Source organism: Chryseobacterium sp. OSA05B, from assembly GCF_019970065.1.
Taxonomy (GTDB): domain Bacteria; phylum Bacteroidota; class Bacteroidia; order Flavobacteriales; family Weeksellaceae; genus Chryseobacterium.
Genome location: NZ_JAHXYH010000001.1, coordinates 602,029 through 616,322, shown reverse-complemented (window position 1 = coordinate 616,322; position 14,294 = coordinate 602,029). Strand labels below are relative to the sequence as shown.

The window sequence follows — 14,294 nt, the reverse complement described above, 5'->3', positions numbered from 1 at the left end:
AATTATGGATAGATTTTGAAAATCACCAGCTGGAAATGGTATAGGAAATTCCCAGGTTGATTTTCCTTTCAGCAAAGGTATTATTAGTCTTAAAAATGTCAAAATTAAAAGCAGAGTTTTTTAACGAAATATTTCTCATTTTATATTCCTGATATTCTAAAGACAGAAGAAACTTACGCATAATCCGGTATTGGATTCCAAAAGAATATCCGAAGTTGATTTCTTTAGACTTAAAATCATCAAGCTTGTTCAGAACATTGTTTTCAGGAACCATAAACTGCATCTTGTAGACATTCTGATTGGCTAAAATACCTATAAAAGGTCTGAACTTTTTCCATTCATAGAATAATTTCAGCTGTAATGCGTATTCCAGATGTTTATCATTAAATTTTTGGAACAGAAGCGGTTGTCTGTCTTCTGTAAAATAATAGCCGTCCAGCCAGGTTTCTGCTTTGTTGGCATCCAGGTCAAAAGTAGAATTCCAGTAATAAAAATGTGCGGAGAGCATCATGGAAAATCGTTTATAAATACTTCTTGAAATCCATATACCCGCATTGAACCCGGGTTGCTGCCTGTTTTCAGATGATTCTTTAGCCCAGCTGCTGTTTTTTAACCCCATTCCGGCCTCCACACCAAAATCGAATTTTATGGTTTTTATCTTTAATCCTTTTGTTGTATCTAAAATTGTAATATACTTAAATCCTGATACCTCAGGAACAATATTCGTATCAGTGATCACCAAAGGTTTAGAATAGATGCCAACCGGTTTTACCTTTATGGCTTTCTCTAAATAAACGGTATCATAGACAATGACTTTTTCGTACACATAAAGCGTATCCGTCTTTTTTCTCTGGGCATTAAGAGGATACAGAATAAGAAAAGAAATGATGAAGATTAATTTTGTTACAGGCATAATGGGTTTATCTCTCAACATAAATAGTGTCTCTCTGAATGATTTTTTTTACAACAATGATCTTTTTGGGAATGCTTTCCGCAGAATCTCTTCCACTGATTTTAGGCTTTGTTTGTGTCATTTTACCTGTAACCTTTTCAGGTGCATTATCTTTTTCAGCAGTGTTAATTTTTGTAATCTCTTTATTGACGGCAGATTCCGTACTTATATTTGTAATAGACTTACTCGAAACTTCTGTTTTGATTTCCTCTTTTTCGTTTACCGTTTCATTGTTTTGCTCCTTAATATTGCTAGTATCCGGAATATTGTTGTTGGGACAGAAGAACATGACAGAACCTAATATAATAACCAAAAGTCCGGCTGCAGCTATGATTTTTGTTTTCAAACTGACCCCTGATGACGACTGAAAATTGATATTTTTAGTTTGAATAGATTCGGGAATTTCAAAAGATTTGGATGGCTCTATAGAAAAGTTCGAAAATCTGGTTCTGATGGTTTGGGCCCATAACAAACTTCCGAAACCCAGGAAAATAAGAAGTTGGGTCATCTTCTTTTTGTTTTTTGGAGTGTCCGGCTTAAGTACATGATTGACCAGATAATTTTGTAACGTTTTTTTTGCTCTCAAAAGATGTGATTTCGAAGTATTGACGGATATTCCCAGCATCCCTGCAATCTCTGCATGGGAATGGTTTTCCAGACAGTATAAATTAAATACCGATTTATGATGGGAGGGAAGGCGGTCAATAGAAGAAAGCAACTCCTCACATGTAAAATCGTAGGTAAGAACAAGGTTTTTTTCTTCCATATTTTCACTCGTTGCTAATGGTATTTCGGATATTTCTGAAGTTTCAGGGTGAATGAAATGTTCACGGCTGCTTTTTCGTAAGTACTGCAAAGCATTATTGATAACAATTTTTTTTAGCCACGCAAAAAGGACTTTTTCATCTTTCAATTGATGTTCTTTTTGGATGGCTGTGATAAAGCTGTCCTGAAGAATATCTTCTGCCGCATAGATATCCGGTATATATCTACGGCAAATCCCCAAGAGTATTGGGGAGTGCTCGCTGTATATTTTTTGCCAGTTTAGTTTCTTCATTAATCTGCATATATGGATAAGATTCCTCCTACATTAGGATCCAACAGTGGCGGAATATCTATACTCTGAACTTCAGTATTGTTGATGAATACCTTTACCAGATTTCCTCCTTCTTTATACCGTGTTGTATAAATATTTTGATCCTTAATGATAAATGAGCCGATTTTGTTGTAACCATTCGGTTCGGTAACGGGTACCAATACATTATTTTTATAGTAAAAATCAGTTCCTATATAGTATTTATCATTACCATCCCATACAAAATTGCTGATTTGGCTTTGATCAATATTGGAAGGAACAGATAAAATAGTATTGTTCTGAAGATTCTTAAAATAAGACAGATTGGTGAAAACATTCTTAATGTGAGCGTATACACCTGTATTATCAGAATAAAATCCGTAAACACCTGAATCGTTGGCCAAAGAGCTGTATTGTAAATTTTTATAATAGCCAACTTCCCACGTAAAGGTATTGGTAACAGGGTCGAGTGTTACATTTCTTCTGGATGAAGGTAAATAGGTTGTATTATTGAATATGGAAAATGCTCCGAAATGTGTCGGGGAGTCAGAGGTTTGTACTACTGTTTTTACGTTGTTTTTCCAAATGCAAAATATATATCGATCCTGAGATGATGTAGAAGCCGGGTTTATAGTATTACCGGTAAAATAAATATTTCCGTTTTCTATAACCATGCTTTGGTTAATATAATTATTAAAATTTGATCCTGCGTTGGGAGTAATTCCTTCTAAATACTGCTCCAAATCATACTTTATGCCATTTTTCCAAAGGTAATTATGTTTGGGTCCTGAAGATAAATACTCAGTCGTTTTGCCTCCCATTGCGTATACATTATTATTGTCTACAATAATTTGATGTACATATAATCCGTCTCCTCCTGCTAAAATAATTTTTTGGCCGTTTTTCCAATAGCAGGCCTTATTGTTTTCGGCGCCTGCAGTATAAAGATCAACCGCGTTTGTATTTTTTTCTAAAGAATTAATATCATCATCCTGACGACAAGAGGTGAAAAATAGCAGTGCTGCTAAGAATGGTAAAAAAAGTGTTTTCATGGTTACTATTTTCTTATAAGATGACAAAAAAGAAAAAGGTTGCAGCAAGTATATAAAAAAAGACCCAATTTTGTTGAGCCTTATATTTTTAATTGATTTTTTTCTCTACTTCAGAATGATATTATTGGTCATCGTGGTATGATTGATGAGTATTCCTTTTTCATCCCTGATCTCGATTTCAGAAACGTGCATGGTCTTTCCTTTTCTGATGAAGCGGGCTGTAGCGGTTACTATTCCGTCTTTTTTGCTTTTAAGGTGATTGGAATTGATATTTGTTCCTACCCCATAATATTTACTGCCGTCGATAAAAATATTAGACAGGCTTGATCCCAGCGTTTCTGCCAGCACACAGCTTGCTCCTCCGTGCAGAATACCGAACGGCTGGTGTACTTTTGGCTGTACCGGCATCGTAGCCGTTAAGGTTTCATTTTCAACATCGATATCGATGAATTGTATTTCAAGTGTTTTGGCTAATGTTACCCCGTTTCCCCAGCTGTTTAGGAACACAAGGAGTTCTTCTTTAGTCTGACCTTTCATTGTATGAGTATAAATGATAATTGATGATTGATAATCTGATGATGACTTTTGGGTTCTAGCTTTTGGCATCGTCATCGTTGCCGGTTCCTTTAATATTCGGGTTCCAGTTGGCCGGGATCTTAGGAACAATATCATTTTTAATATAATATTCCTGAATTTCGTCCATGATCTCGGAAAATGGAACAGAAGCGATTCTTTCGTAAGGAATGGTATAGCCGAGATAAACAATATTTCTTTTGAAATCTCCTGCTGCCAGAACGATCGGGACTTTGGCCGCTAATGCCATATGATAAAATCCTTTTCTCCATTTCGGAACCCAGCTTCTTGTACCTTCGGGCGTAATCACAAGACTGAAGTCTTCTTTTTCAAACTGTTTGGCTACGAAATTCACCAGGTCATTTTTCTGACTTCTGTCGATCCCGATGCCTCCAAGTCCTCTTACCACACTTCCGTACCATGCTTTTGTATGGGCATCTTTGATGATGATTTTCAAAGGCCTTTCTAATGACCAATAGGCAAGATTTCCCAATAGATATTCCATGTTGTGGGTATGTGGTGCCACCACGAGGATACATCGGTTCAGGCTATTTACATCGCCCTGCAGGACGACTTTCCAGCCCAGCATCTTTAACATTAATTTACCTATCAGTTTTCTCATATATCTTTAGATTAAAACAAAAAAGTATAACCAAACAGGTTATACTTTACAAATATATTGAAATATTATCGCTCTTAAAACAAACCGCTGATTAAATCTGCGATCTTCATTACAATTTCTAGTGCAACTTGTACCATGGTTAGGGGTGTTTTTTATTGATTAGGTTAATTTATTTTAACTACACGAAGGTATTACTTTTTTTTAACATAACGAACTAAATAATAGTATTTTTTTTGTTTTCTGAGAGAAGAAGAGTGTGAATTTCAAACGGTTGCCTTCCATTCACACCTCCTGCACTCTCTGAAGTTAATTATTTAGTTTGTATGGAGATTTCTTTCCCGTCTTTGATTTTGATGTCTACATTTTTATTCATCTTTTTGATGCTGGACTTCATAGAATCAATCACTACATCAGCTTGTGAACTGGGAACTTTTTTTCCGTTGATGATGATGCTGTCTTTATCGTCAGAGTTGTATTCAATTGTAGAACCGTTTACAGAAATCTTATTTTTTTCGATTCTGATGTGTCCGTTCTCATCTCTGTCCTGATCGTCATCATTGATCCCGTCTCCGTTAAGATCTCCGTCGAAATCAATTCCGTCTTTTTTCACAGGAATTACTACTGCATTTTGAGGAATCACAAGTTCGTAATCTACTCTGTAGTGTCTGAATCTGTGCTCATACGGATACTTGATGTAGTTTGGAAGCATTATCTTATTTCCTACGATTTCTACAGGTACGTTGATCTGAACCGGAACGTTATAACCGTTTCCTTCTTTTTTAATGATCAGGTAAGGTGTTTTCACCTCAGGTTTTCTTGTAACTTCTACAGAGATATAATCTTCTTTGTACACCGTTTTCTTATCGGAATAAATATCGTCATCGTAAGCGGTAAAATTCTGAGGAATATTGACCTGCTTCACATCTACATAAAGGGTATCAGAAGTGGTGTTGATGGCAATATTTTCCGTGTCTTCCTTACTGCCTTTATAGATCAGGTTTTTCTTAGCCATACTTACTCCGAAATAGGTTCCAAGTCCGATCAGTAAAAGAAACAGTCCTCCGATTACCCATCCGATATTTCTAAGCTTGGTTTTTGGTGAAAATATACGGATACTCAATAAGCTGAAGAGAATGGTAGGAATCAGACATCCGATGATCATAATAGCTACCAGCACTTTGTCCAAATTGTTGTCATCCATATAGAATCTCATCTCATTGGCTCCCGGAAAATCTGCATCCATACCGAACAATCCGAAGATCACAAATATACCGATGATGCTTCCTATCGCCATAAGTACAAAGATTGATCCTACAAAGTATTTCAGGATATTCCATACTCCGCTGCCTGCATTATCAATATAAGGCTTGGATTCGTTGTACATTTCTCCGACTCTCTGAGTAGATTCGTTCGCAAACTGAACCAGTTTGTTGGATTCACTTTTAAGATTGTCGAAGTTCATAGGCTTTCCCTTCATCTTCAAAAAATCTGCAGCTGTTTCTGCTCTTGGAAGTACAACCCAAAGAATCACATACAGAAGACCGATCAGTGAAGAAGAAATCGCTGCTGTGAAAATACCCAGTACAAAGATTCCCAGCCAGATGGCTCTCATTGCGGTAATATCCATTCCTACATAGTGAGCCAATCCTGCGCATACTCCGGCGATTTTTTGTCTTTCCGGATCACGGAACAGTTGTTTTTTGTCTGTATATTCTGCACCTGTCTGGTGTGTTCTTTTCGTGTTCTTTTCAGAATAGTAAGCTTCTTCCTGTTCTTCGATTTTTTCAGGAGATCCAATCTGTGCGATTACTTTCTCTACGTCTGTATCGTTGATCACTTCACGTTTTCCTAAAGAATCTCTGAAGATTTCTACCATTCTTATTTCTATATCATGCATTACCTCCTCCTCCTCTGAAGCATCCAATGAGCTTCTCAGTGCATTCAGGTAATCGCTGAGCTTTATATATGCGTGTTCTTCTATAGTGAAAGAAAAACCTGCGAGTCCTATTGAGAGTGTCTTGTTCATAGCTTTGTTTTTTAAATTTTTTGAGTGATTTGGTTTACTGACGCTGTCAGTTCAGCCCATGTATTTTGAAGTTCGTCCAAGAAAAGCTTTCCTTTTTCTGTGATCTGGTAATATTTTCTTGGGGGTCCTCCTGTAGATTCTTCCCATCTGTAGGAAAGGAACTCTCCGTTTTTCAGTCTTGTAAGGAGAGGATAGAGGGTTCCTTCCACTACATCCAGTTTTCCTTTTTTAAGCTCATCGATAAGGTCGGAAACATACATTTCACGATGGTTGATGAGACTTAAAATACAGAATTCCAGAATTCCTTTGCGCATTTGCGCTTTGGTATTTTCAGTATTCATCTTTAATAAGTTTTGTTAATTAGTTATATTTTCAGAATAATGTTCCTAGCTAGATGAACCTATTCCGATTTTACATTACAAAGATATGTAATTAAAATGGTAATATGCAATACAAAGTAGTGGGATTTTTAAAAGAAATATATTAAGTTGTTGATTTTCAATTGAATAAATTTTTAATGAAAATTTGGATAATTGAAAAGAAGGTTAAAATCAGTCAAAAAAATGACAAATTGTGGCTCGCGATTCGTATTTTTGTTCTTAATTTTCATGAAATATTTAAATTAATGTTACACCAAATGACAAATCCATCTTTTTTATTCCGGTCTTTATCTGCATTGCTGCTGCTGGGGCCTCTGTGCTTCGGACAATACCGCTTTGCAATTGAAGACGCCTCCAAAAAATATAATGCTGAAATTAATGTGGAAGAATGCTTTACCGATCAGTGCAGGCATAAAGCAAATATTATCCTATTCAATAAAAACGGTGGAAAAATACAGACACTCGTTTCCGATGATATGGTTTTATCTTTTAAAGAAGGATTCAGGCCGTCAAAAATAGATGTACTACCGCTTACTTCAGGATTGATGCATGATGATCCCATAGTATTTGATGATTTCAATTTTGACGGAACAGAAGATGTCGCCCTGAGAAACGGCAGCGGAGGAAACTATGGAAGTGCTTCGTATGATGTATATGTTTTTAATTCAACCAGAAATCAATTTGTCCTGAGTAAAGAACTTACCGAAATTGCCAGCTCCTATCAGGGAATGTTTGATGTAGATCCCAAACGCAAACGGTTGACCACTTACGCCAGGTCCGGAGCTGCTTTACTATACACTTACGAATATCAGGTGATTCCGAATAAAGGCATCGATCTGGTTTACGAAAAAATAAGAGATATGGGTGAAGAACCCACTAAAGTCACTATAAAAGAGAAGGTCAATAACAAATGGGTGGTTAAAAAAACAACCGAATAGACTGAATTCAGGTTCGGGAGTCGGAGAGTTTTAGAGTTTCGGGGTTTTGAGAATAATTTTGTTTTAGTGTTGAAAATACAAATTATCCTCTTAATACCTCTCAGCCTTTATCTTAGTCTGAATCCCAGTAATGGATGTTTCCAAACTCCCAGACACCCCATAAAAACAAAATACTTTATCCCAAAATAGGATCAAATAATAAAAGAAATGAAAATACAGAAGGAGATCGATTTTATCCTGGCAGTAGATGCCCTGAAAAACGTACAGCGAAGAAATTACAATGCCGATGATTCCAGAAGAGAAAATACGGCAGAACACTCATGGCAGATCATTATCCTGGCACAGATTCTTTATCCATACGCTAAAAACCGCGCAGATATTGATCTTTTAAGAGTAATAAGAATGCTCTCCATCCATGATCTTGTGGAAATAGAGGCGGGAGACACCTTCCTTTTTGATGAAAAAGCGATGGTGGGGAAATTTGAAAGAGAAAAGATCTCAGCTCAGAAAATTTTTGGAATCCTGGATGAACCTTTACGTACAGAGTTCTTTGAATTATGGATGGAATTTGAGGAAGAAAAAACGCCGGATGCTATTTTTGCCTGCTCCATCGACCGTATAATGCCGTTTATCTTAAATTCCCACACTTCAGGAAAAAGCTGGACAGAAGCGGGTGTTACCGAAAAACAGATCAGAAATATGCTGGAAAATGCCATTACAAGAGCTTCAGACGAGATGGGTGAGGCTTTTGAAACATTGCTGACCAGAAGTCTGGATACGGATAAGGTTGTAAGATAGATAGATTGAAAAGCAAAATAAAGATTTTTAAATTGCTGTTTTGCAGAGTATAGATAGTTTCTGGGCGGCCGCAGGCCGCCCAGAAACTCATCAATTATAGTATTCTGATTGGTTTCTTAGATTCATCAATCGCCACAAAAGTAAAATCACCTACAATGGCTCTTTCTCTCTCATAAGAGTACATCTGTTCCGTGTAGATTTCTACATTTACTTTCATACTGGTTTTTCCAACATAGGAAACCTTCCCGATCAGTTCTACAATAGTTCCGGCCGGAATGGGCTTTTTAAAATCGATTTTATCGCTGCTTACGGTGACCACTCTCTTTCTCGCAAAACGGGTGGCGGTGATAAAAGCTACTTCATCCATCAGCTGCATGGCCGTACCTCCGAAAAGAGTATCGTAATGATTGGTCGTGTTGGGGAAAACCGCTTTAAAAATTCTGGTTTCGGATGCTGCAATTCTTTCTTCTGTAGTCATATTTCATTATTAATTAATGCGAAATGAAATAGATCAAAATAACAGAGCAATGACAGGAATCAAAGGAATTCCTGAAGCAGTCCATCAAATCAATAAACTTCAAATCGCGAAAGTTTTTTGTTTAAAGAAATAGGCAGGTCTCCTGACTTGTAACATCTTTTATCTCCTTCCCGTGCCCTGCACAGTGGATTCTTGATAAAGACTTCAGTTACTTACAGTTGCGCGACAGTCCGTGATTTTCACACGGTTCCCTTTTAATCTGCGTTAAGCAGAACCAGTTTCTGTGATGAATAAGCGTTAAACTTTTTCATGGCAAAAATAAGAATATTACAGCGAAAAAAGGTAATTATTCCGGATTATTGTAAATAATCTGGCTCATCACCCTTCCTTCCTTGATGGCCCAAAGCGTGACATACCTGTTCTCACCGGAGCCATTGATCATATAAAGGTAGATGTGATCATTGTCAAGAGCGGTTACTCCGACATTATTGAAATCCATAGTAGGCTGGAACATATTTTTAATAGCTTCCCTTACAAAAACAGAACCTCTGCCCGGCTGTTGTACACGAATCGATTTAATCTCCGTCATGCCTTCAGGAAGTGCATCCTTAATTCCCCATGGTTTTATTTTATCGATGGTAAGGATTTTTCCGTCTGCATCTTTTTCCTGCTTTCTGTAACTCGCATTCGAAGGGTAAACATCGATTACCACTTTGGTTCTTTGGGAGGTAGGGATTTTGGGATTGCTGTTATCGGTAAAAATAAGCGATTTTCCGTTTTTGGATTTAGAGGGCGTAAATTGAGGGAGCTGGTCGATGAAAGCAATACGCTCTTTGTTTACCATACCTTCCTTCTCAAGAGTCTCATATCTTACAAAAGGTTTTTCGTCATCCTGTTTTTCCGGATATTTGATCCAAATCCATTCCGTTTCTCCCGGAGCAGGTTTTACATAAACAAATACATCCCCTTTACGCATACGGATTTTGTCCACGATTTTTCTGTAGTTATCCTTGTGCACACGCACATTGGCGTAGCCTTCCTCAGCTTTTACAACACCGAAAGGAACTTTATTCTGCCCTTTGACAAATGCTAAAGAAAATAGACTGAAAGCGGAGAGGTACAATGCTCTGTTTACGGAAATCATCTGATGAAATTTTTTGATCCCTCAAATATATAAATTAAATGTTTTTTGAATCAGTAAAATATGACAGGATTTGATTAAAATGATCAATATGTTTTCAGAAAACTATTTTCTGATCAAATAATACTTAGGTGTTTTTACAGAAATGCGATAAAAATGTAATATTTATCAATGAAAATATAATGATATGTAGATAATTTAAATTATTTTTCCACTGAAAATTAATAACCCAATCAATATGACAAGAAATCTATTCTTTATGCTTTTGTTTTTAACAGGAGCACCACAGTTTCAGGCTGCCCATCACAAGGAAAACCTTCTAACAAAAAAAATGTTCACGGCTCCAGCCAATGTAACCGTTTCTAATATTAATCCCACTTCAGCTGATGTTACATGGGATCCTGTACCGGGATCCAATGGCTATACAGTAAGATTCAGACCGCTAAGTGGTGGAGCATGGGTAGCGGTTGTTGTTTCAGCCGGGACTGCATGTAATCTTTCCGGATTAACCCCTTGTACCGGCTATGTTGTTCAGGTGACAGACAATGTTTCAGGAGATATATCTGCTCCTGTGACGTTTTATACCCAGTTGAATTACTGTCAGGCCGGATCTGTAGACGAGACTATGATGCATTTGTCAAAAGTGATGATGACTCCGTCCACAGGACTTCCACAGATGGTGAGCGCTTCAGGAGCTTCCAATTACACAGATTATCGTCTTGATTTGACACGTCGCATCCAGCTTGGTATAGGAACCACAAATAATGTCCTGTCAGTAGAACAAAACTGGGCAGGTACACCGGGAACAGTCTATGTAAGAGCCTGGATTGATTTTAATTCTAATGGAGTTTTTGAATCTAGCGAAATGATGATGTCCGGATCTGTCAATTCCACGGCTCCAAAAACATCTACATTCAGTGTTCCTCCTTTCGTAACGGCATCCCAATGCGGAACCACTATGAGGGTAATGACCAGCCAAACAGTGCCGACAGGTTCATGCGGAACATTTACTTACGGTGAAGTGGAAGATTACGGCGTTACTTTTGTGAATCAGACCTTGGCTGTAGATGAAATTTCAAAATCCAAAGAAATCAGCATCTATCCAAATCCAGCTTCGGAGGTTTTACATATTTCAGGACTGTCATCAGACATGGACTATGAGATTTTTTCAGCTTCAGGTCAAAAAACAGGAGAGGGCAGAACATCTGAGAATACGGTAGATATTCGTCATCTTGCTAAAGGAATTTACTTTATTCAGCTTAAAAATAAAGAAAATACAACCCGTGTGAAATTCATCAAAAAATAAATGAGAAGTAAATAAAAATAAAATAGCGCTGGATTTTTCAGCGCTATTTTTTTATAAAGGTAAAAGTCGTAAAATCCACAAAAAAGTAAATCCTCAACCTATCATCATCAAATCATCTCATTACCGAATCACCCCATCAAATCCTCTCCAATTCATCCGCATTAATCGTAGTCTTAAAACTACCATAATTCACCGTCACTTTATTTTTGGAGATTTTTTCGATGGTTCCTACGCTGGTGCTTCCCGGAATACGGACACGCTGTCCTTCTTTCATCCACACTGCACGATCGGTTTTGCGTTTTTCTTCTAGTTTTTCATTGGTTTCAGCGATTTTTTCAATCACATCTTCCTTTTTAAGCTGTTGGGTGATTTTTCTTTTAACCACCTGAAGACGTTTGGTTTCATCTTTATCAGCGCCTATTTTTCTGAATTTTTCCTGTTCAAGAATCTTTACAAAATCTTTGACCACATCTTTTCTTGACTTTCCTTTTACATAACTGTCGATAAAAGTTTCAATTTTATTTCCAAACTGAAGCTTACGGTGTTCCTCTTCATACAGTTTTTGGAAATTGAACAGTTTCTGTTGCAGCTGTTCATTTAGTTTTTGAAGGTTGTCACGTTTGTCTTCTACGGATTCTTTCCTTTCGGCAAGATCGGTTTTCAGTTTTTCAACTTCAAATTTTTCCTGCTGTAGCTTGACAATCGTTTTATCAAGATTAACAATATCGTGCTCTACCTTCTTTTTGGCTGCATGAATAATGAATCTCGGGATTCTGTTCTTCTCTGCTACTTCAAAAGTAAATGAACTGCCTGCCTGTCCCACTTCAAGTTTATACATAGGTTCCAGCGTTTCTTCATCGAAAAGCATTGCGGCATTTTCGGCGTTCGGAAGCTGTTCAATCACCAGTTTGATATTCGTATAGTGAGTCGTAATGATGGCAAAACTTTTTTTATCATAGAAATACTCCATGAAACTTTCGGCCAGCGCACCTCCAAGCTCAGGATCAGATCCAGTCCCGAATTCATCAATAAGAAGCAAAGTATTGGCATCAGCCTCACGAATGATCCCGGACATTTTCTTAAGCCTTGATGAATACGTAGATAAATGGTTTTCAATAGATTGATTATCACCAATATCAGTCATGATCTTTTCAAAAAAGAACATTTCAGATTTTGGATGTACAGGCACCAAAATTCCAGTCTGGATCATCAGCTGAAGCAGTCCGACTGTTTTCAGGGTAATGGATTTTCCTCCTGCATTCGGTCCGGAAATACAGATGATTCTGTTGTGATCTGTCAATGACAGGCTCTGTGAGTGAATCGTTTTGTTTTCTGCTTTATTTCTTAGCCATAAAAGCGGATGGAAAGCATCTTTCAGTTTTAGCGTTCTGTGACGGTTGATCTTTGGAAGAATTCCGTTCACCTGTTCTGCAAATTTTGCTTTAGCTCTCGTCAGGTCAAGATCAAAAATATAAGCCTGGTATTGCCATAGCTGAGGTTGGAATTCTGCCAGTTCAGCAGTGAGTTTTCGGAGTATTTTATCTATTTCTTTTTTCTCTTCCTCTTCACTTTCCTTCAGCTTGAAGTAATGTTTTACCACACTGTCTGGCTGCATATAGGTAATAGAACCTGTCTTTGAAATTCCTAATACCCTTCCCGCAACCCTTTTTTTGAACCCGGATTTTACAGCTAAAACCCTCATATCTTCAATAATCGTTTCCCGGATATCATCGAGAAATTCACTTTGTCCGTAATTGAACAGCGCACGGTTGAAATTTTCCTGAATCGCTTTCTTAGCGATCTGGATTTCAGCCCTAAGTTCTTTCAGAATAGGAGAGGCGTCACTTTTCACTTCTCCGAATCGGTTAAAGACCTTATCTACCTTATCAATGATCTCTTTTTTAAACTCCAGCACAGAAACATCGCCTATCAAAGTAGGGAAGGTATCAGGCATGGTTGGGAAAAACTTCTGTAGTTTTCCTATCTGTTCAGTTAAAGTTTTAATTTTGATGAAAGCACTGTTTTCCAGACGGTAATTCTCAATCAGCATCACTTTCAGCTCACTTTCGATATCTTCATACTCATCGAACGGAATTGCATTTGAACTTTCAAAACTCGAAAGATATTCCGACGTTTTTTTCAGTAAAAGTTCCGCCTCGTCAATTTCCATCGGACGAAGTTGAAGAATTTTTTCTCTCGTTTTCGGAGAATACGCAAATGGAGAGATTTCCGCGAGCAATTGCGGAAACTCTAATTCGTTTAAATCTTCTTTATTTATATACACAGTGCAAATTTAGTGAGAAAATGTGAATCTTAATTTGAAAATCAATTAATTTGAGCATTTGTAAACAGGGTAATGCATTCATTTTAGTAAATTTGGAAGATGAAACTGGAAACCGAACAATTTATTCTGAGTGAAATCAGTGAAATTCATGTTGACGATATTTTAAAGATCCGAAGCAATCCGGAGATCAATAAATTTGTAAAGCGGATTTCTCCAAAATCCAATTACGATGCGCTGGAATTTATTTTAAGTATTAAACGAAGAACTCAAAGTAAGGAGATCATTTTCTTTGGAATCTCTTATAAAGGTCAAACCAATCTTATCGGAACCATTTGTCTCTGGAAATTTTCTGAGGACCGTAAAACGGCTGAAATGGGTTATGAATTGTTACCCGATTATCACAGGAAAGGAATTATGTCCGAAGCAGTAGATTCAGTTCTACATTTTGGATTTAATGAATTAAATTTACGCGAAATTTTAGCCTTCACAAATAAACTCAATGAAGCTTCCCAAAAATTACTACTGAAACACCATTTTATTTTGGAAGAGGGGAGAACAGATGAAGGTTTTCCTGATAATATTGTTTTTAGTTTACATAAAAAATAATAAAACTGTGGTTACTGATTTTCTCATCATCACATTAGCGCATTATCCAATCATCACATCATC

At 37.2% G+C, this 14,294-nt stretch carries 14 protein-coding genes and 1 riboswitch; of the genes, 4 read left to right on the top strand and 10 right to left on the bottom strand.

Annotated elements, in window-relative coordinates; all coding sequences use genetic code 11:
- Nucleotides 1-22: 22 nt before the first annotated feature.
- The 7 genes from LC419_RS02720 to LC419_RS02690 form a co-directional block, all read right to left on the bottom strand.
- Nucleotides 23-934, bottom strand: coding sequence for a hypothetical protein (locus LC419_RS02720; protein WP_223605908.1), 912 nt, complete (start codon nucleotides 932-934; stop codon nucleotides 23-25).
- On the bottom strand, nucleotides 921-2,009 hold the full coding sequence (locus tag LC419_RS02715) for an RNA polymerase sigma factor (RefSeq protein WP_223605907.1): 1,089 nt from the start codon (nucleotides 2,007-2,009) through the stop codon (nucleotides 921-923). The genes LC419_RS02720 and LC419_RS02715 overlap by 14 nt, the downstream gene beginning before the upstream one ends.
- Nucleotides 2,009-3,079: a hypothetical protein gene (locus LC419_RS02710; RefSeq protein ID WP_223605906.1), complete on the bottom strand. Its 1,071-nt coding sequence runs from the start codon at nucleotides 3,077-3,079 to the stop codon at nucleotides 2,009-2,011. Before LC419_RS02710 ends, LC419_RS02715 begins: the two co-directional genes overlap by 1 nt.
- Before the next feature lie 105 nt (nucleotides 3,080-3,184).
- Entirely contained in the window at nucleotides 3,185-3,616 is a 432-nt protein-coding gene (locus LC419_RS02705) for a PaaI family thioesterase (RefSeq protein ID WP_034728852.1), read from the bottom strand.
- A gap of 55 nt (nucleotides 3,617-3,671) precedes the next feature.
- On the bottom strand, nucleotides 3,672-4,274 hold the full coding sequence (locus LC419_RS02700) for a 1-acyl-sn-glycerol-3-phosphate acyltransferase (RefSeq protein ID WP_223605905.1): 603 nt from the start codon (nucleotides 4,272-4,274) through the stop codon (nucleotides 3,672-3,674).
- A gap of 310 nt (nucleotides 4,275-4,584) precedes the next feature.
- Complete coding sequence (locus LC419_RS02695; protein WP_223605904.1) at nucleotides 4,585-6,300, bottom strand: PspC domain-containing protein; 1,716 nt, start codon at nucleotides 6,298-6,300, stop codon at nucleotides 4,585-4,587.
- Nucleotides 6,301-6,311: 11 nt separating this feature from the next.
- Nucleotides 6,312-6,641: a PadR family transcriptional regulator gene (locus tag LC419_RS02690; RefSeq protein ID WP_034728860.1), complete on the bottom strand. Its 330-nt coding sequence runs from the start codon at nucleotides 6,639-6,641 to the stop codon at nucleotides 6,312-6,314.
- Nucleotides 6,642-6,937: 296 nt separating this feature from the next.
- Between LC419_RS02690 and LC419_RS02685 the strand changes: the two genes are divergently transcribed.
- Both LC419_RS02685 and LC419_RS02680 read left to right on the top strand, forming a co-directional pair.
- A complete protein-coding gene (locus tag LC419_RS02685; protein ID WP_223605903.1) occupies nucleotides 6,938-7,618 on the top strand; it encodes a hypothetical protein in 681 nt (226 codons plus the stop codon).
- A gap of 207 nt (nucleotides 7,619-7,825) precedes the next feature.
- Complete coding sequence (locus tag LC419_RS02680) at nucleotides 7,826-8,416, top strand: HD family hydrolase (protein ID WP_223605902.1); 591 nt, start codon at nucleotides 7,826-7,828, stop codon at nucleotides 8,414-8,416.
- A 94-nt stretch (nucleotides 8,417-8,510) separates the two neighbouring features.
- On the opposite strand, the gene LC419_RS02675 is transcribed toward LC419_RS02680, so the two are convergent.
- Together LC419_RS02675 and LC419_RS02670 are read right to left on the bottom strand one after the other, a co-directional pair.
- A complete protein-coding gene (locus LC419_RS02675) occupies nucleotides 8,511-8,894 on the bottom strand; it encodes an acyl-CoA thioesterase (protein WP_034728864.1) in 384 nt (127 codons plus the stop codon).
- Nucleotides 8,895-9,008: 114 nt separating this feature from the next.
- Nucleotides 9,009-9,188, bottom strand: a riboswitch (cobalamin riboswitch).
- A gap of 52 nt (nucleotides 9,189-9,240) precedes the next feature.
- On the bottom strand, nucleotides 9,241-10,038 hold the full coding sequence (locus tag LC419_RS02670; protein WP_223605901.1) for a hypothetical protein: 798 nt from the start codon (nucleotides 10,036-10,038) through the stop codon (nucleotides 9,241-9,243).
- Nucleotides 10,039-10,273: 235 nt separating this feature from the next.
- On the opposite strand from LC419_RS02670, the gene LC419_RS02665 reads away from it, so the two are divergent.
- Entirely contained in the window at nucleotides 10,274-11,341 is a 1,068-nt protein-coding gene (locus LC419_RS02665) for a GEVED domain-containing protein (RefSeq protein WP_223605900.1), read from the top strand.
- A gap of 136 nt (nucleotides 11,342-11,477) precedes the next feature.
- Here LC419_RS02665 and LC419_RS02660 read toward each other — a convergent pair whose 3' ends face one another.
- The gene (locus LC419_RS02660; protein WP_223605899.1) at nucleotides 11,478-13,625 is read right to left on the bottom strand and encodes a MutS2/Smr-associated SH3 domain-containing protein; all 2,148 of its coding nucleotides are present in this window, start codon (nucleotides 13,623-13,625) and stop codon (nucleotides 11,478-11,480) included.
- A gap of 99 nt (nucleotides 13,626-13,724) precedes the next feature.
- On the opposite strand from LC419_RS02660, the gene LC419_RS02655 reads away from it, so the two are divergent.
- A complete protein-coding gene (locus LC419_RS02655; protein WP_223605898.1) occupies nucleotides 13,725-14,231 on the top strand; it encodes a GNAT family N-acetyltransferase in 507 nt (168 codons plus the stop codon).
- Nucleotides 14,232-14,294: the final 63 nt, after the last annotated feature.